Raw genomic sequence first — 18,145 nt, forward strand, 5'->3', positions numbered from 1 at the left:
AGCGACACGCCCCCGAGCCGCTTTTCCTACTCGGCTGGTAGTCGCGCCCAGCTGAGCCACTTCGACAAAAGCCGAGCCACCAAAACAGCTGCGGCGCCGCCTGAAGGAATGGACCCTTGCTTCCGGTCTTTTCCTCCAAGCGGCGCCGCAGCTTTTTCATGCCCCGATGTGTCCCAGCACTTGCGGTGAAATAGGGACTGTTTACGCCGTCAGAGCCGCAAAACAATCCTTATTTCACCGCAACTAATGTAGGGGCGAGTTAGATGGCCGAGTCTTTGGACAGCTCAAAGTAGTCGGGATGCAAGGCGATAACCGGACCCTGCTCCTCGGGCATCAGGTGCAAGTGCGTCTCTGCCAGGTAGCTCGCCGTGTCGGTATCGCCCCTCTTAATGGCCTCGAGAATCCGACGATGTTGTCGACGAATCGGCTCCCAATCCAGATCCTGCGACACCATACGCAACCAGTTGTATCGCTCAAAATGCGTGTTGACGCTCTTCATCCAATCCCACAGCATGTGACGACCGGCAATCTCAAAACACGTCTCATGAAACAGGTTATCCAAGTCGAAAAAGCGACGCGTCTCGCTATGGTCGAGCGACTCGGACTCGGCAAGAATCTGCTCGAGCCGATGCTTTTGCTCGGACGTGGCAGCCGAACAACATTTAATGAGTACGCTTCTTTCGAGTTTCTCGCGCAAGAAACAGGCATTCTCGGCGTGTTCCATGCTGATCTTAGAGACGTAGGTGCCGCTCTTGGGACGCGTTTCCACCAGCTCTTGCTCGCGCAGGCGCACAAAGGACTCGCGAATTGGCGTGCGCCCGATCCCCGTCTCCTTTTCCAGACCAATCGCCGAAAGGCGCGTGCCGGGCTTGAGCTCGGCATAGATGATCTTGGAGCGTAATGCGTTGTATGCCTGATCTTGCAGGCTCTGATAATGCTGGTGCTGTTCCATAAAGCCCTCGGATGAAGCCCACGGTTTGTCGAATAACTCCACGTAATACTATCGCATCCCCCATCCCACGGCGATGTTTGAGGGGTAGGGCCGGGATTCGGCTTTTGACCGATAAGTTGTTGCAATTAGGTGAACGTTCACCTAATTTCTTCTATTTCGCTTTGCAAATGGATTCCCATGCGTATACTAAATCTCAACGAAACCGATTTCGTCAAGCCTGGGCAATAGGATGCTAAGACGCACCCTACCATCTTGGCATCCTATTGCCCATGCCATGCCATTTGCTTTCTTCCCGTCTCGTTGAGCCCTTCAGTCCCATTCTGGCACAACGAGACATTCCTAGACGACTGACCATGGGGCCGGCTTTTCTGCCGTTGAGGCAGTGCCTCCGATAACCCTCTTTTTGCCGGCCCAGGTCAGACATTTCTCTTTAAATATCCTTCAATCGAAAGGATGCAGCAGCATGCGACCGCTCATCATCATGCATGGCGAGAAGATCGACTGGCGTCATACCGTCATAAGAATGCTGATGTATCTGGCGGGCGTTGCCGTGCTGGCACTCGGTATGAGCCTCCAGACGGCATCTGGCCTGGGCGTCGCCGCGCTCACGTGCTTTGCCACGACCCTATCCATGCTCACGGGCAAGACGCTCGGCTTTTGGATTACAACTACCTATGTCGCTTACATCGCGGCGCAGCTCGCCATCTTGCGACGCGAATTTCAACCGCGCATTTTGCTCGAGCTTTGCTTTTCAACGCTAATGGGCGGCTTCACCGATCTGTTCATGGCGTTCAACCCGCTGCATCCCACGGCGCTCCCCGCGCAGGTTGCGACCATGCTGCTCTCCCTCGCTATCACCGCATTTGGCGTCAGTCTCGTCGTCAACATGGGCGTTGTCCCCAACGCACCCGACGGCTTGGTGCAGGTCATTGCGGAAAAGCTCAAGCGCCGTTTTGGAGACGTAAAGGTCATGTTCGATTGCTCGCATGTCGCCGCCTCGCTCACGCTGTCGCTGGTATGCATGCACAACTTAGGCGGCTTTGGCGTAACCACCGCCATCTCGGCACTGTTCTTGGGCCACATCATCAACTTCGCCAACAAGCTGTTTGCCCAGCGATTCGTCCGCATGGCGTTTGGCGCCAAATAGCGAACAGCCGCGGAGCAAACGAGGCTCGAGTGCCCGGCATATCGATGTCGCAAATAACGACGCACGCGCTATACGGACGATGAGGAATAGCCCGTCGCAAACCCCGCAAGCGGAGCTATATGTTGCTATAACTTGACATAAATTGGTCCATTGCCAGCCGGCATGCAAAAGGCCCCAAGCCATTCGCGGCTTGGGGCCTGCCTGGTAACACAGGTCTTTCGGACTACGCTCGCTCGTATTTCGTGGCGCGGCCTGTCCCCTGTTTCATGATCGCGTTTCGGCTGAGCAGAGATTCGAGCGCGGACAATGTTCGCGCACGGCTCAGCCCCGTCTGTTTCTCAATCTCACTTCGCGACATAATTCGTCCGCCCGACAAGGCCTTAAGAACCTGAGCCTCTTCTCCAGACCCTTCAAAGGCATCGGTAACGGGCAACGCGACAGCTACCACGCCGCCACGAATATCAAAGACCGGCTGATTAATCGAATCGCGATAGGCACGCCTAATGCGCGCAATTCCCGTTCCAAACTTCTCGATATAGTCCAACTTTAAGAAGACCTCGGCAACGATGGGATTTCTGAGCACGGATATCTGTCCATACAGGTATTGCTCCGTCGTCAAGCCAGCGGGCAACGACCCGGGTGAAGTCACAACGACGCGATCATCATACAGAGCAACCTGAACATTCGCTTGCACGTCCCACGTCCGATGCACTAGAGCGTTTGCAACTGCCTCGCGGAATGCCTCGAGGGGAATCCGGTCGGTCTGAACACGCTCGACACCTTCGATGCGCTCATAACGATAGTAGCGCGCGAACATGGCAACTGCTCTATCAACCTGCTCAATTGCAGACAGGCCCGTCGTCGTCTCACGATCTAAAAGCACGTCCTCGGTGTCGCCAAAACGAACGCAGTCGATGCCCGGAAATTCGTTGTTATCCGCCAATATCGCCGCGGCATTGGTATAGCCATCCTTGCCGAGCAGGCGAAGCGTTCGCATGATATCCGACGTGAGCTCAGAAATGCCTAGATGCTCGATGCACTTGTGTTCGAGCGTATGAAAACTCAGGTCCTGGCGAGCCGAGGTGAGCGCATCGAACGTCAGATTGCTGCCTTCGAGCGTCAGCCTGCCGTATTCAAAACGGTCGACCTCTACCGTCGCCGAATCATTTCGCCTGTAGGCCTTCCCCTTGCTTCGATAGGGCTTGTCCTGCCCCTCGTAAACCGTAAGCGTTACAGTTCCGCGGTTCTCGTCGAGCTCGAGCGTGTAACGAGGCGCAGGATCCAGACTGTCATTAATCATGTTCTCGATGCGCAGACACTCCGCAACCGGGTCAGAAAGACCGACTGCAACACCACCGTCGTCAACGCCAAACTCTATCTTGCCCGTCCCGTAGTTTGCATAGGCGCTCACCGTTTTAAGAAACGTCGGCGTTACGCTTTCCTTGTATTCGACGGTAGGACTCTCTCTGACAACCATACGTACGGTCCTTCTCCTTTTCATGCTCATCTGAACCGTATTATAAGACGAAAAACATTTGCGTACGGCTTAGAATCAGACGCAAACTGTTTTCGTCTTATTTGCGTACGGAAACTAGATACAAATTTCACGTTCATACGACTATTTACCAAACGCATAGTGTTTTCGTCCGGCAATGCGTCCGTAATCCAAACAAAAAGGCCCCGAGCTCGTGTTGAACTCGGGACCTCTTGCGCCGCGCATCTATGAGAGGAGAAATGCGATGCGCACGGGCGCTACTCCATGTAGCAGATATCGCGACGAGCGGCTGCAACCGTTCACCTTTTAAAAGTGAACGTTCACCTGATTCTAGGAAAACCTGACTTTTAATTCCTCCGCTTCTCCTATACTGAACTTGTAATAGAAGCAAGACTTATATAGATGAACGTTTCTTTTGGAAGGATTGTAATGTCTAACCTTATGGACAGCTTCCGCCTGGACGGCAAGGTCGCGCTCGTGACCGGCGCCACCTATGGCATCGGCATGGCCATGGCCGAGGCACTCGGCGAAGCCGGCGCCAGGATCGCCTTTAACGCCCGTCACGCCGACAAGGTCGCCGAGGCCGAGAAGCACTACCGCGAGCTGGGCTTTGATGCTCACGGCTATGTTGCCGACGTCACCGACGAGGCCGTCGTCGCCGAGCTCATCGCCAAGATCGAGGCCGATTTTGGCACCACGCCCGACATTCTGGTCAACAACGCAGGCGTCATCCAGCGCACCCCGATGCTCGACATGAGCGCCGAGGACTTCCGTCGCGTCGTCGACATCGACCTCAATGCCCCGTTTATCGTGTCCAAGGCCTGCCTGCCGGGCATGATCGCCAAGGGTCACGGCAAGATCATCAACATCTGCTCCATGATGAGCGAGCTCGGCCGCGAGACCATCGCGGGCTATGCCGCCGCCAAGGGCGGACTCAAGATGCTCACCAAGAACATCTGCTCCGAGTTTGGCGAGGCCAATATCCAGTGCAACGGCATTGGGCCCGGCTACATCGCCACGCCGCAGACCGCACCGCTGCGCGAGACGCAGCCCGACGGCAGACGCCACCCGTTTGACCAGTTCATCATTGCCAAGACGCCGGCCGCCCGTTGGGGCACGCCCGAGGACCTGAAGGGCCCCGCCGTGTTCCTGGCTTCCGACGCATCGAACTTCGTCAACGGGCACATTCTGTACGTGGACGGCGGCATCCTCGCATACATCGGCAAACAGCCGCAATAAGGAAACCGGGCGAGGCGGTCGGCAGTTAAGTCTGCTGCTCGAACAGTCCTGCGCAAGACGGAAAGCACATTAAGTGCTTTCCTTTGCGTGCGGAACTCGCGACAGACTTAACTGCCGACCGCCCGCATAGCTCATCGCGGATTGGCTTTGCCGCCGCCCGCGCACAGAAACAAAAAACTGGAAGATTTAGTTGAAAGGTTAACTCAAATGAAGATCGCTCTAATCAACGAGAATTCTCAGAACTCCAAGAACCCTATGATCGAGGCTGCCCTTAAGAAGGTTGTCGAGCCCATGGGGCACACCGTCTTTAACTATGGCATGTATGCCGACGCCGACTCCAAGCCCCTCACCTACGTGCAGAACGGCATTCTTGCTGCCGTGCTGCTCAACTCCGGCGCTGCCGACTACGTCGTGACCGGTTGCGGCACCGGCGAGGGCGCCATGCTCGCCTGCAACTCCTTCCCCGGCGTGCTGTGCGGCCATGTTGCCGACCCGCTGGATGCCTACACCTTTGCCCAGGTCAACGATGGCAATGCCGTCGCCATGCCCTTCGCCCTCAAGAACGGCTGGGGCCAGGAGCTCAACCTCGAGTACACCTTCGAGAAGCTCTTTGGCTTTGGTTCGGGCAACGGCTACCCCGCCGAGCGCGTTGAGCCCGAGCAGCGCAACAAGAAGATTCTCGACGGCGTGCGCGCTGTGACCATGCGTCCGCTCGTCGACGTCCTGGGCGAAATCGATCAGGATCTGGTGAAGGGCGCCCTCGCTGGCGAGCACTTCCAGGAGTACTTCTTTGCCAACGCCACCGACGAGGCCATCATCGCCAAGGTCAAGGAGCTCTTGGGGCTGTAATAAGGTCCACGGGGCGCACCGCCCCCCCAACAAGCCGCCAGACAAAAGGCGCCGCGACAATCCATGTGTCGCGGCGCCTTTTTTGATTGGCTATCGCTTGAGCCACCGCAAGGCGGCCGCTCCCCTATTTGCCGAGAGCCTACAGCTCGCAGGCAACCTTGTAGCCATCGCCGATGGCATCGCGGATGTTGCCGCACTTGTTGGCATCGCCCAGCACGTGGGTGGCAACACCGGCAGCGGCAAGGTCGTCGGCCAACTTGGTATTGGGACGATAGCCCATGGCGAGCACCAGCGTATCGGCATCGGCGATGGTGTGGGCCTCGCCATCCTTCTCGTAGCTGATGGCATCCTCGGTGATCTCGGTCACCTTGGCCTCGGTTAGCACATGGACGCCCTTGGAGAGCATGCGCGTGATGAGCACCGCGCGACCGGCACCACCCTCGTTGGCGGCGAGCGTCTTGGTCATCTCGATAACGGTGATGTCGCGGTTTGCCGGCGACAGATCGTTGACCAACGGGGCCAGGTAATCGGCCGTCTCGCAACCGACGGTGCCGCCGCCCACGATGACAATCTTCTTGCCCGGGAAAGCCTTGCCACCCAGCAGGTCGTCAGCCGTCATGACCTGCTTAAATCCCTGCATAAAGGCCGGGGCGATGGGTTCGGCGCCATAAGCCAGGACAACCTCGTAGCCCGCGTAGTCGCGCTGGATGTCCTCGGCCGAAAGCTCGGTACCGAAGACGCACGTGACGCCGGCCTCGGCCAGGCGACGGTACTGATACTTGATCACGCGCGTGAGCTCCTGCTTTGCCGGCGGAACGGCCGCAATGCGCATCTCGCCGCCCGGCTCGTCCTGCTTATCCACGAGCACCACGTTATGGCCGCGCTTGGCGGCAATATAGGCTGCCTCCATGCCCGCGGGACCGGCACCCACAACGAGCACGTTCTTTGCCTCGGCGGCAGGCTCGTAGCCAGCCTCGTCACGCTCCACGTCCGGGTTGACGGTGCAGGAGATGCGCTTGCCAAACATGATACCGTTCAGGCAGCGCAGGCAACCGATGCAGGGGCGGATGTCGTCGGCGTTGCCGGCAGCAGCCTTGTTGCAGAATTCGGCATCGCACAGATTGGCGCGGCCCATCATGCAAATGTCGGCAGCGCCGTCCTCGATCAGCTCCTCGGCGATCCATGCCTCGTTAATGCGGCCGACCGTGGCAACGGGAATGTTGACGTGCTTTTTGATCTCGCGCGAGCAGGCGGCGTGCGAGGCCTGCTGCGTGCCGGCGGCGGGAATGGCGGAACCGCGCTTGATGGTGGTGCCGCCCGACACATGAATCATGTCGACGCCGGCCTTCTCCAGGCGACGCGAGACGTAGATCATGTCGTTGAGGGTCAGGCCGCCATCGGTGTACTCGTCGCCCGAGATACGGACGTCGATGATAAAGTCCTTGCCGCAGCGCTCGCGAATCTCGGCGATGACCTCGAGCAGGAAGCGCATGCGGGCGTCGAGCGAGCCGCCGTACTCGTCGGTGCGCTTGTTATAGAGCGGGGTCAAAAAGCCGCCGAGCATGCCGTGGGCGTGTGCCGCATGGACCTCGACGCCGTCGACACCGGCCTTCTGCATGCGCACAGCAGCGTCACCAAACTGATGCGTGAGCTCGTGGATCTCATCGACCGTGATGGGGCGCGGCGCCTCGCGGGCATAGGACGGGCCCACAAAGGACGGAGCGATCAGGCGCGGCGTGCCCGGAATGTTAAAGGCCATGTAGGCGGGGTGGAAGAGCTGCGGCATGATCTTGCAGCCATACTCGTGGACGGCCGCGGCGAGCTTTTCCCAGCCAGGGATAAACGTGTCGTCGTAGCAGCACATGTCACCCGGTAGATAGGTATAGGTGGGCTCGACCGTCACGACCTCGGTGATGATGAGGCCCACGCCGCCCTTGGCACGGGCACGGTAATGATCGACCAAGTCGTCGGTCACATAGCCATGATCGGCCAGGTTCGTGGACACCGGCGGCATAAAGACGCGGTTCTTGACCTCGGTCGTACCGACCTTGATCGGGCTAAAGAGCATCGGGTAGGCGGAAGACTCCATACAGGGTTCCTTTCGTTTGAGCCGCTCGGCGGCAGTTACTGACCTATCTATCGTAGCAGTAACCGCGCCGTACCCGACCGCGCACGCTCCCCCGGCTTTTACTCAGCCCACAAAAAGTTGCGGTGGAATACGGAGTAGATAAGGCCTTTGACAGCCAAAACAGTCCGTATTTCACCGCAACTGATGGGCGGGGTGGGTTAGAGGCCCAGATAGCTGGTCATGCCTTCGACGGCGAGCTTGGCGCCGGCTACGGCATGGACCACGGTGAGCGGGCCGTTGACCACGTCGCCGGCGGCAAAGACGCCAGGCACGGTGGTCATGCCGCACTCATCGACCGAAAGAAGACCGCGATGGTCGGTCTCCAGACCGCCCGTCGTAAGCACCAGTTTGTCCTTGGGCACCTGCGAGGCCGCAATCACAACCGTGTCGGCGGGCACATGGTCAAGTTCTTCCTCGTAGCCCACCACGTTGTCGCCCTCGTCAAAGATAGCCGTCTCGAAAACCGGACCGTTATCGTCGATGGCGCAAATCGCCTTGCCGCGCACGATCTCGGCACCGTCAAGCTCGGTCAGCTCCACCTCGTCATCGATGGCCGAGATATGGCGCGATCGGGCATACACGGTAACCTTGCGAGCGCCCGAGCGCAGAGCCGTGCGGGCAACATCCATGGCCACGTTGCCGGCGCCGATAACCGCCACGTTCTGACCGATCGCCACGCTCGTGGGATCGACCAGGTAATCGATACCAAACAGTACGTTACCACGCGACTCGCCGGGAATACCCAGCTTGCGGGCGCGCCAGGTACCGGTACCGACAAAGACCGCATCGTAGCCGTCGCGCAACAGGTCGTCGATATGCAGCGCGCCGCCAATGGTGGTCGAGGGACGGACGCGTACGCCAAGCGAGCACATCACGTGACGGTACTTTTGCACGAGAGCACGGGGCAGGCGAAACTCGGGGATGCCGTACTCCAGCACGCCGCCGATCTCGGGGCGTTGCTCAAACACCGTGACGGCACAGCCCAGCTGGGCCATCTTAATGGCCACGGTAATGCCGGCAGGACCGGAACCGACCACGGCAACCTGCTTGCCGCACGACGGCGCAGGCTTCCACTCCCTACGATCCAAATACGCAGTCGAGATATAGTTCTCGATGCTCGAGAAATGCACCGGTGCGCCCTTGCGGCCCTGAATGCACGCGCCCTCGCACTGGCCCGAATGGTTGCAGATCATGGAGCAGACCGCGCTCATGGGGTTGTTCTGGAACAGCAGCTCACCTGCCTCTTCCAGACGACGCTGCTTGAAAAAGTCAATGACCTGCGGAATAGGCGTCTGCACCGGGCAGCCTTTAAGCTGGCAGAACGCCCTTTTGCAACCTAGGCAACGATTCGCCTCTTCGACAATGTGGATAGCCACGCAACTCCCCTTTTTGATGTAATCCAATGAGGCGACGATAAAAACCCTTCACCGCCGCCCCCAGTCAAGCAAACTCAATATGCCGCCACGGCAAAAGCCAATGCTATATCTCGCGATGCGGAGCCCCGCAGCGAGCGGACATGCGCTCGAGTGTCGCCAGGCAGCTAGCCGCCGTCGCCGGCACGCTGTTCTCGACCACACAAGGAATCCCCGAACAGGCGGCAGCCGCCCAGGCCACCACGGGCTCAAAGTCATAGCGGCCCGTCTCGCCCACGCCGTGGCACACCAGGCGAGAACCCGTACCATCGCACCAGCCGGCTTCGTCCTCGTTGTCGACGACCTCAAAATCCTTGGCGTGCAGCACGCGAATCTTACTGCCGCATAAGTAGAGCATACGCGCGGTGATTTCCTGCGCCTCGCCAACGACGCTGGGATGCAGCAGCGACACCGGGTCGTAGATCACGCCGAGCGCCGGGCTCGGGACGCGCTCCAGCACCTCACGGCAGCGATCTGGCGTGTTGACCGTCTCGTTCCAGCCGGGCTCGATCAGTATTTGCCCACCCACGGCCTCGGCGCACTCGCAGACGCGCGCGAGTCCATCCATAAACGCATCGAGTGCCTCGTCGGTCATACGGTCGCCAGCAACGCAGTTCTGCGCATTGGGACGACCGGTCTCGGTGCCAACCGGACAGCCGCCGAGCATCTGAGCAAAGTTCAAGCACGCCTCGTACTCGGCAAAGTTATCCGTGAGCTGTTGTCGATCGGGCGTCGCCAGATTCTTATAACAGCCGAGCACGGCGACCGAAACGCCCGCCTCATCGAGCACCGCACGCAAATGCTCGGCGAGCTCGCGGGTCAGACCGCATCGATCGATTCCCATTGATGCGTAGAGCACCTTGCTCGGCAGCTGAATGCACGAAAAGCCCAGCTCTCCTGCCATGCGAATGCGTTCCTCGACGGTCCCCTGCGGAAGATCGTGTAAACGCACGCCCGGAGTAATGGCCCCCACGCTATTCACGCCCCTTATGAGCATTGATGCCCGGCGTGTAGCCGCCAAACGGGTCATCGATGGAGCACACGCCCGAAGGGGCGAGCGGATCGCGCTTACCGGCCAACTTGTCATGATGCATAGTCTCGATATAGGCGAGCACCAGCGGCGCCACGCCCTTCGCGTCGTTTTTGACGACGGGCTCGCTCATGTAGTAGCCAAACGTGCCCTCGCGGTGCGCGGTGTTGCCAAGACCCGCCACCAGGCAGATGTTGTCGAGCGCCAGCTGTCCGTCGCGCTCGGACAGGCACGTGTCGCAGATGCCGTCAAACGCACGGCGGCCGTACTGGTAGTAGCGCTCGCCCAGCACGCCCAGGCGCACGCCCTTCATGATGGCGTTGGCAAAGATGGCGCTGCCCGACTCCTCCAGATAGTTGGGGGCGATATTGGGCAGGTTGATGACCTGGTGCCACATACCGGTCTTCTCGTCCTGATACGGCAGCATGGCGTCGATCAGGTCGTGGAACATCTTGCGGATCTCGTCCTTCTCGGCCGACATCGAGGGCGGCATGAGCTCCCAGGTATCGATGAGCGCCATGGCGAACCAGCCCTCGGCGCGCAGCCAGAAGTTGGCCGAAAGGCCGGTGACGGGATCGCACCAGAACTGCTTGCGGCTCGCGTCGTAGGCGTGATAGTACAGGCCGTTGAGGGGGTTGCGCATCAGGTCGTGCACCACCTGGAACATATGGAAGCTATCCGAGCAGGCACGGCGGTTGTGGAAGCTCAGCTCGTACTGCATGTAGAACGGCTGCGCCATGTACATGCCGTCGAGCCAGATCTGGTTGGGGTAGACGGCTTTGTGCCAAAACACACCCTCTTTGGTACGCGGCTGGGTCTCGAGCTGACGGTAGATGGTATCCATGGCGGCACGGTACTTGGGCTTGCCCACCAGGTCATAGAGTTTGTAGAGGGTTTTGCCCGCGTTGACGTTGTCGAGGTTGTACTCCTGGGGATCGTAATGCTTGATGGTGCCGTCATCCTGGACAAAGAAGTCGATATAGTCGTCGGCGAAGGTCAGGTAACGCTGCTCGCCGGTGATCTCGTACAGCTCGATGAGCGCCTTGATCATGCAGCCGTCAATGTAATTCCAGGTGTTCTCCTTGCCGGCGCGAAGCTTTTCGATATTCCAGGCCGGCGCCTGAGGCGTAGAGGTCTCGATCAACTGCTCGATATAACGGTCCAGAATCTGATTGCAACCCATTGCTGTCCCCTCTGACGTTATTGATGGGTGAACGTTTCCCCTAGTGTAACGCGAACGGGGATTATAGGGTGAACGTTAACCCTATAATCCCCGTGAACGGCAAACTTTTAACGGCAAACGGCGGTGAGGCCCGCAGCGATGCGATGCGCCAGGCGCTCATAGCCGGCAGGGCTGTAATGCAGACCGTCCGGCATGTAGAGCTCGCGGTGCTCCGGCAAAAACGGGCTGATGCCGCTTTGCGCATACAGGTCGATCACCGGCACCGAGTAGCGATCGCAAACCTCCAGCATCGCCTGCACATAGGCGTCTTGCGTCAGGCCCAGATGGTTGGCCTCGTTGCTTGCCGGAATATCCTTCTCGTGTTTGCCGCTCGTCTTGCACGGCGTCATAAACACCAGCTTTGCCTGAGGCGAGCGCGCCGTGATGGTGCGGATCAGGTAGTCGAGCGCACCGTAGAACTCGTGCACGTCCGTGCTGCCCAGCTCTCCCAGCGGCACGTTACGGCTAAAGTCGTTAACGCCGCCAAAGACGATGCAGATATCTACCGTGTGATCGATGCCGTCCAAGCGCTCGACAAACGAATCGCTACGGTCGGCCTTGACGGCAATACGCGAACCCTTAATACCAAAGTTCTCGATCGTAGCGCCGCCCAGCAGCGCACCCAGGTGCGAAGTCCAGGAGATATCGTTGCCTCCCCCGCCGCATCCGTTATCGCCCCAGGTGGTCGAATCGCCAAAGCAGCAGATGGTCAATTCGCTCAAGTTTTTCGTTTCCATATTCTTCTCCTCACCCGCACACCGGCGGTCATACAGGTACATACCGTTCATTCGCAACATCCGAGGGGCTATGCGTGGGCGCATTCCGCAACTTGCGAATCGAGCCATTCGATATCCTCGGCAAGATGCGCCACGCCCAGGTGGTGTCCACCCGGGCAGACCTCGTGCAGAAGGTTTTCGTCCTTGCCCAGCAGCGCGTAGGCGTCGCGAACGATATCGAGCTGCTCGTCTACGTTCGCAAGCCCGCGGGCGCCGTTGAGATGGTCTTTCTCGCAGCTCTGAACCAAGAGCGGCCGTGGCGCGACAAGCGATGCAATGTCGCCCATGTCGAGCAGACGCCAGAGTCCAGGCGTGTAATTGCAGCTGCAATTGCCGTTGAGGTGCAGTAGCGAATCATCAACGCCGTACAGATAGCCCGAGACAAACGCCTTGCGCACGCGCGGGTCGAGCGCGGACAGGTACAACGTCATGTAACCGCCGCCCGAAAAACCAAAGCAGCCCAGGTCGTCCATGGCAATGTCACCGCGTGTCTCCAAGTAATCAATCAAGCGCATGTTGTCCCAGGCGTTGAGGCCCGCGACCGTAAGACCCAGCGGCTCGGCCATACGTGCTTGATTCAGACACGTACCGCGCAGGTAGCTGTTCTCGTCGTCGCCCTGACCCTTCCAGTCACGACGGTATCCCCAACCACGCGCATCGGGGCAGACGGTCACGTAACCCATGCGCGCCAAACGCAGACCGTAGTCGTAATTGAACTTACGCACGGCATCGTCGACCGCCGGCACGCCCGCAACGCCGGCTATGCTTGCAGCACCCGCCCCCTGGTGACCATGCGGGCAGATATAGCAGCGCTTGAGTCCCCGCTCGTCAAGCTTGGGGCGGGACGGCTCCAACAGGTAAAACGGCATCCACACATCGTGCTCAACCTGCAACACCGCATGAGTACGCACGATGCTGCCGGCAACCCGCACGCGATTGAGCTCACGAATCTCAATCGGGGCGCGGTCCATAAGCGAAAGACCCAAAATATCGTACAGACGAGTCCTGGTCGCAGCCTTCCATGCCTCAAAGTCTGTGGGAGTCTTGCCCGTAAATGCGGCCGAGCGCCCCTCGCGCTTCAGTCGGGCGCGCAGCGCAGGTTCGTCCTCGTAGTACGTCTCGATGTGCACGGTGCGGCCATTGGCAGATAGCCCGGCCGTCTCTACCGCATCACCGTCGCCGCCCTCGGGATCCCAACCATCCGTGCCGGCAAGCACTCGGTCACGCGCATAGCGTTCGGAATCCTGACCGGTCAGGCAATGCGCCCACGGCACCCAAGCGGCAGTATCACCCGCCGGGCCAAACAGGGCACCGCCGGCATACAGGGTGCCGTCATGTGCCGCTGGCTTATTCCAATCCCACCAGCCCTCGAGTGAAATATGGGGGCCCAGCCAGCATTCGAGCAAAACGGTCTGGGCCCACTCGCGCCATGGACGACCCAGATAGACCGATCCGGGGGCAATGCCCTCATCGGCTGTAAACGAACAGCCATGAAACACAAATCCGTACGGCTCGCCCTGAGGCGTGGAGGCTGCCGTTACATACCCGTTGACATCCATATCGCGGTTGAGCGAGCGAATCTCACACCCCTCAAAGTAGGCACGCGCGCCGCCAAAGATAAAGTCGACATCGCCCTCGATCCGGCAACGTCGAAAATACTGCCGCCCCACGCGGCGCGGGGCGAACTGCTTGGGGCCTATAAAGCCGCCCGGCTTGGCCTCGCGCGGCGGCAGCGGCCCCAAAAAGAGCGTGTCCTGGTGTCCCTTAATGCAGCAGGCATCGACAACCAGGCGGTCACCATCGGCATACAGGGCAATCGCCTGGCCGACCTCGCGCCCATCACCGGCGTTGTTTTCGATTGTTAGACCCGCAAGCGTCACGTCGTCGGCATCGACCAGCACCGTGTACGTACGGAAGGTGCCGAGTCTTCCATCCTGGCAGCTACCATCTTCCGAAGGCATCTTGGCACCCAGGCCTCCCACGATACGCACGCTGTCGGCCGTCTCGCCCTCGAGCGTCACATGCGGACGACGAATTTCGACCCGTTCGCGGTACTCACCCGGCGCCACCAGCACGCGCACCGGCACGGTCGCATCGGGCACACACCGCTCCGCCGCCTCGAGCGCCGCCGAAATGCTGCGATACGCGCCTTCGCGTTCGAGCGATACCTCAAAGAGCTGTTCTTTACCACTCATCTGTCATTACGCTTTCTGTCACAGAACACCCACCGTGCAATACCGGCACCTATAGATTGCGTGCGACAGCCGGGCAGACCCGACCGTCGCACGCCTCAACATGCCGTATTCACTTGTGCAGGAGCACTACCCTACGCGCGGATAACCTTGTCGACGTTTTGCAGCTGCAGCTCGTCGCCATCCTGACCCTCGATGCGCACGTTCTGCAGGTCGAGGACTTTCACGTTCTGCGCGATGATGCCCTGGCGCACCATGGGCTCCACGCCGCAGGCCATGGCCGGCACAAAGGGCTCGGCATCGGCGGCAAAGGTCACATGGACATCCTGGAACGTCAGGCGCGTCACCTTGCTCTCGGGAAGGCCCGTGATATAGGCCGCGGCCGCATGGCAGTTGGTGGCCTCGATATCGCAAAACGTCGTGGCGCCAAAGCCGGGCGTACGGTCGTCGACGGGCAGCGCCTCGCGAGACTGAACGTAGTCGGTCTTGCCGTCCTTGTCGCAGAAGTAGAACGAGTTAACCACGAAGGGCGTGAGCACCTTATCCATGCGAATGTGCTCGAAGGTGATGCCCTCGTTGACGGCGTCCTTGCCGCGTCCGCGGCGTGTCTTGACGCGCAGGCCGCGGTCGGTGCGCTCAAAGAGGCACTTGCTCACGGTGAGGTCCTTGATGCCGCCGGCGGCCTCGGATCCCAGCACCACGGCGCCGTGGCCGTCGTGCATGTAGCAGTGCGAGATCAGCACGTCGTGCGTGGCGGGACGGAGCTCGGGTTCAATGCCCAGTTTGCCGCTCTTGATGGCGATGCAGTCGTCCCCCACCGAGAACTGACAGCCAAGGATGCGGACAAAACTGCAGCTCTCGGGATCGAAACCGTCGGTGTTGTGGGAGTTCTTGGGACCCTCGATGGACAGGCACAGGGCATCGACGTGCTCGCACAGAATGGGATGGATATTCCACGCCGGGCTGTTGCGCACGGTAAAGCCGGCAAGACTCACGTTTTCGCACTCGGACAGGAAGATCATGCGCGGGCGGGCGACCTCGCGGCCCTCCTCGGGACGGAAGATGTTCTTAAAGTCCTTGTTCCACCAGTTGTCCTCGGCAAAATCGGTCTGGCCGTCGATGGCGCCGCGGCCATAGATGCACACGTCGTGCACGCTCAGGCCCGTAAAGGTCGAACAGTAGGTCGAAAAGCTCTCGCCTTCCCAGCGGCCCAGGGGCAGCATGTCGGTGCCGGCATACCCGGCGCCCTCGTCGCCCGTGACCGTGCCCGGAATGTAGGCAAGCGCCGCGCGCTCGTGACGGGCCAGCAGCACCGCGCCCTCGGCAAGCTCGATGTTGATATTGCTCTTAAGGAAGAGGGACTTGATGCGGTAGTTGCCGGCGGGGATCAGCACGCGCCCGCCCTTGGGGCAGGCCATGATGGCAGCCTGAATGTTGGTGGTGTCATCGTGCTCGGCATCGCCCTTGGCTCCGCAGTCGCGAACGTTGATGGTAAAGGGCTCCGCCGGCGTGGTGACGCCTACGCTCAACTCGCGCTCGCCGCAGACAAAGCGGATCAGGTTGCGCTTGCCGGGGGTCAGGCCATCGACATAGGTCTCGACCGTATTCGTGGTACCGGCGGGCTCATCGTTGACAAAGATCTCCCACGTATCGGCACAGGTAAAGTAGCCGCCATCGTCGAGCTCGATAACGGCCGCGCGGGCATTGCGCCAGATAACGTTCGTCTCCATGGGTCTCTCCCTCAAATGTAATCAGAAGTTCATACTACTCGTTTTTAAAAAAGGGCCGTACCCGCCGGTGGATCTCCGGTGGCACGGCCCTGTGGTTTGGACGATGCGCCTGCCCTACTCGGCGGGAATTACGCTGCCGTCCTGGAAGCCAACATTGTTGTGGGCAAAGCAGTCCTCGTACTTAAAGCCGGAGAGCTCCTCGCAAAGCGCCTTGACCTCGGGCTTGACGTCGGCCATCTTGCCACCCTCCTTGACACGGTGGATCTCGTCGCAAAGGATGTCGCACTGCTCCTTGTCAATCTTGATGCCGCGGGCAAGGACGGCCGCGAGCAGGAAGAAGCCGGCGCAGCCGATGAGCATGTAGCCGCAGATGTACAGAGGCACGGTGGCGGGCTGGGTCACGGCGTCGCTGTTGCCGGCGGTCTGAATGAAGCCGGAGGCAGCAAGGACGATAGCCCATACGTTGACGGCAACAGCCTGGGCAATCTGCTGGCAGAGCTGCTGTGCGGAGCTGTAGATGCCCTCGCGACGACGCAGGGTGATGAGCTCATCGACATCGGGGATGTAGTTGAGCAGAACATCGGGCAGATACTGGAAGCCAACGTAGAAGAACTTCCAGATGGCGAAGATGATGGGGTAGGCGATCATGGCGATGGCGACCGTGGAGGTGCCGTTGATCTGACCAAAGGCGAAGTAGTTGTAGGCGATGATGCACGCAGCGCAACCGACGTTGGCCAGGTACCAAGACTTGTGGAAGCCCTTCTTGGCCATGAGGGCGACCCAGATAGCGGTGCAGACGATAGCGACGACCTTGCCGGGCATCTCCATCACGGACTCGTAGGACTTAGGAATCTGCAGGCAGTAGACGATGAAGAAGGACAGGCAGGCAGACCAGCAGGCAGCAGCGAGCTTCGTGGAGACCTGTGCATACAGGACCTTGCGGAAGGACTTGTTGCGGAAGGTGGAGACAACGTCGATGAAGAACTTCTTGATACCCTCGCCGACGCTCTCGATTTTCTCCTGAGCGACCTCCTCGGGGGTGTGCTCCCACGTGGACAGGTACACGCACAGCAGCGAGATTGCCATGACCGAAGCGTTAATCGTAGCAATAATGAAGTAGCTGAACGGGTTGGTCTCGCCGAAGGTGCCAAAGCCAAAGCCGACGAGTGCTGCCATCAGGAAGCCGGCGGCGTTACCAAAGAGGTGCTTGTAGCCGGTGAGGTACGTACGCTCCTTGAAGTCATCGGTCATCTCGATGGTAAGCGGCGACAGGTTGGCGGTGCAGAACGTGTACGCGACGTTGTAGATCAGGTACAACACAAAGTAGTACGGGAAACCAAACGGCGTAGCCACAAAGATGAGCGGCTCGGCGACCATCATCGGGATAGCCAGCAAGATCCAGAAACGGCGGCGGCCAAAGATGCGGCCGATCTTAGTAGCGTAGAAGTTATCGGCCACAAAGCCCATGAGCGGGCACAGAATGGCGTTGAGATAGATGGCGAACGAGCTGATCAGCGCAGCCTCGCCTGCGGACAGACCGCACTCCGTGGACAGGAACAGCACCATGTAGCTGTGCGTAAAGCTCAGGGCACCGGAGTTGAGCATGCCGCCCATACCAAAGCCCAAGCGCGTCCAGAATGTGATCTTGCGCTTTTTACCGATCTTGTTAGTCATCGAGCTCCCTCTCTTTTCTCGATTGTCTTGTAACAAGACATTGGAGTCCATACCGATGTCTGTCTGCATATCGCCCACTCGTAGGGTGAACGTTTAGCTAGATTATGCGCGATTGCGTATGATAGGTGAACGTTCACTTCTATATTATCCTTGAACGGTCGTTTTTTGCCGTTAAACGGACATCTGACTTGAAAAAAATCACGATTACATGGGTATTGAGTGGGTTTAAATTTGAGGTCGATTAGGTGAACGTTTATTGTTTTCGCCGCTCCCGTACCCTCAGAAAGACACGCCCGAAC

13 protein-coding genes are annotated in these 18,145 nt (G+C 59.4%); 3 read left to right on the top strand and 10 right to left on the bottom strand.

From position 1 onward, the window contains the following. Positions 1-259 precede the first annotated feature (259 nt). Complete coding sequence (locus DWV20_RS01540) at positions 260-952, bottom strand: GntR family transcriptional regulator (protein ID WP_118256209.1); 693 nt, start codon at positions 950-952, stop codon at positions 260-262. A gap of 463 nt (positions 953-1,415) precedes the next feature. Here DWV20_RS01540 and DWV20_RS01545 point away from each other — a divergent pair, with 463 nt between their 5' ends. After that, entirely contained in the window at positions 1,416-2,099 is a 684-nt protein-coding gene (locus tag DWV20_RS01545) for a YitT family protein (protein WP_117758208.1), read from the top strand. Between the two features lie 223 nt (positions 2,100-2,322). Here DWV20_RS01545 and DWV20_RS01550 read toward each other — a convergent pair whose 3' ends face one another. Further along, positions 2,323-3,576: an ATP-binding protein gene (locus tag DWV20_RS01550; RefSeq protein ID WP_158548901.1), complete on the bottom strand. Its 1,254-nt coding sequence runs from the start codon at positions 3,574-3,576 to the stop codon at positions 2,323-2,325. Positions 3,577-4,023: 447 nt separating this feature from the next. Between DWV20_RS01550 and DWV20_RS01555 the strand changes: the two genes are divergently transcribed. After that, the gene (locus DWV20_RS01555) at positions 4,024-4,833 is read left to right on the top strand and encodes a gluconate 5-dehydrogenase (RefSeq protein WP_118256210.1); all 810 of its coding nucleotides are present in this window, start codon (positions 4,024-4,026) and stop codon (positions 4,831-4,833) included. A 207-nt stretch (positions 4,834-5,040) separates the two neighbouring features. Continuing rightward, the gene (locus DWV20_RS01560) at positions 5,041-5,682 is read left to right on the top strand and encodes an RpiB/LacA/LacB family sugar-phosphate isomerase (RefSeq protein WP_117563655.1); all 642 of its coding nucleotides are present in this window, start codon (positions 5,041-5,043) and stop codon (positions 5,680-5,682) included. Between the two features lie 139 nt (positions 5,683-5,821). Here DWV20_RS01560 and DWV20_RS01565 read toward each other — a convergent pair whose 3' ends face one another. The 8 genes from DWV20_RS01565 to DWV20_RS01600 all read right to left on the bottom strand — a co-directional run bounded on the left by DWV20_RS01565 (position 5,822) and on the right by DWV20_RS01600 (position 17,846). Further along, positions 5,822-7,771: an NAD(P)/FAD-dependent oxidoreductase gene (locus tag DWV20_RS01565; RefSeq protein WP_117765408.1), complete on the bottom strand. Its 1,950-nt coding sequence runs from the start codon at positions 7,769-7,771 to the stop codon at positions 5,822-5,824. Between the two features lie 197 nt (positions 7,772-7,968). After that, positions 7,969-9,186, bottom strand: coding sequence for an FAD-dependent oxidoreductase (locus DWV20_RS01570; protein ID WP_118256211.1), 1,218 nt, complete (start codon positions 9,184-9,186; stop codon positions 7,969-7,971). A 103-nt stretch (positions 9,187-9,289) separates the two neighbouring features. After that, complete coding sequence (locus tag DWV20_RS01575; RefSeq protein ID WP_158566275.1) at positions 9,290-10,195, bottom strand: sugar phosphate isomerase/epimerase; 906 nt, start codon at positions 10,193-10,195, stop codon at positions 9,290-9,292. Between the two features lies 1 nt (position 10,196). Next, the gene (locus DWV20_RS01580; protein WP_099432661.1) at positions 10,197-11,435 is read right to left on the bottom strand and encodes a glycoside hydrolase family 105 protein; all 1,239 of its coding nucleotides are present in this window, start codon (positions 11,433-11,435) and stop codon (positions 10,197-10,199) included. 107 nt (positions 11,436-11,542) lie between these two features. After that, complete coding sequence (locus DWV20_RS01585) at positions 11,543-12,211, bottom strand: SGNH/GDSL hydrolase family protein (RefSeq protein ID WP_233539748.1); 669 nt, start codon at positions 12,209-12,211, stop codon at positions 11,543-11,545. Positions 12,212-12,279: 68 nt separating this feature from the next. Next, positions 12,280-14,445 carry a pectinesterase family protein gene (locus tag DWV20_RS01590; protein WP_118256214.1) on the bottom strand — a complete coding sequence of 722 codons (2,166 nt, stop codon included), beginning with the start codon at positions 14,443-14,445 and terminating at the stop codon, positions 12,280-12,282. A 131-nt stretch (positions 14,446-14,576) separates the two neighbouring features. Beyond that, on the bottom strand, positions 14,577-16,172 hold the full coding sequence (locus DWV20_RS01595; RefSeq protein ID WP_118256215.1) for a glycoside hydrolase family 28 protein: 1,596 nt from the start codon (positions 16,170-16,172) through the stop codon (positions 14,577-14,579). 114 nt (positions 16,173-16,286) lie between these two features. Then, positions 16,287-17,846: an MFS transporter gene (locus DWV20_RS01600; protein ID WP_158566277.1), complete on the bottom strand. Its 1,560-nt coding sequence runs from the start codon at positions 17,844-17,846 to the stop codon at positions 16,287-16,289. Positions 17,847-18,145 lie beyond the last annotated feature (299 nt).

This window comes from Collinsella sp. AF02-46-1, assembly GCF_003465825.1.
Lineage (GTDB): Bacteria > Actinomycetota > Coriobacteriia > Coriobacteriales > Coriobacteriaceae > Collinsella.

Excerpts from the sequence above, each read along its gene's own strand:
- DWV20_RS01540 (WP_118256209.1), bottom strand. The coding sequence starts at position 952 with ATGGAACAGCACCAGCATTATCAGAGCCTGCAAGATCAGGCATACAAC.
- DWV20_RS01545 (WP_117758208.1), top strand. The coding sequence starts at position 1,416 with ATGCGACCGCTCATCATCATGCATGGCGAGAAGATCGACTGGCGTCAT.
- DWV20_RS01550 (WP_158548901.1), bottom strand. The coding sequence starts at position 3,576 with ATGGTTGTCAGAGAGAGTCCTACCGTCGAATACAAGGAAAGCGTAACG.
- DWV20_RS01555 (WP_118256210.1), top strand. The coding sequence starts at position 4,024 with ATGTCTAACCTTATGGACAGCTTCCGCCTGGACGGCAAGGTCGCGCTC.
- DWV20_RS01560 (WP_117563655.1), top strand. The coding sequence starts at position 5,041 with ATGAAGATCGCTCTAATCAACGAGAATTCTCAGAACTCCAAGAACCCT.
- DWV20_RS01565 (WP_117765408.1), bottom strand. The coding sequence starts at position 7,771 with ATGGAGTCTTCCGCCTACCCGATGCTCTTTAGCCCGATCAAGGTCGGT.
- DWV20_RS01580 (WP_099432661.1), bottom strand. The coding sequence starts at position 11,435 with ATGGGTTGCAATCAGATTCTGGACCGTTATATCGAGCAGTTGATCGAG.
- DWV20_RS01585 (WP_233539748.1), bottom strand. The coding sequence starts at position 12,211 with ATGGAAACGAAAAACTTGAGCGAATTGACCATCTGCTGCTTTGGCGAT.
- DWV20_RS01590 (WP_118256214.1), bottom strand. The coding sequence starts at position 14,445 with ATGAGTGGTAAAGAACAGCTCTTTGAGGTATCGCTCGAACGCGAAGGC.
- DWV20_RS01595 (WP_118256215.1), bottom strand. The coding sequence starts at position 16,172 with ATGGAGACGAACGTTATCTGGCGCAATGCCCGCGCGGCCGTTATCGAG.
- DWV20_RS01600 (WP_158566277.1), bottom strand. The coding sequence starts at position 17,846 with ATGACTAACAAGATCGGTAAAAAGCGCAAGATCACATTCTGGACGCGC.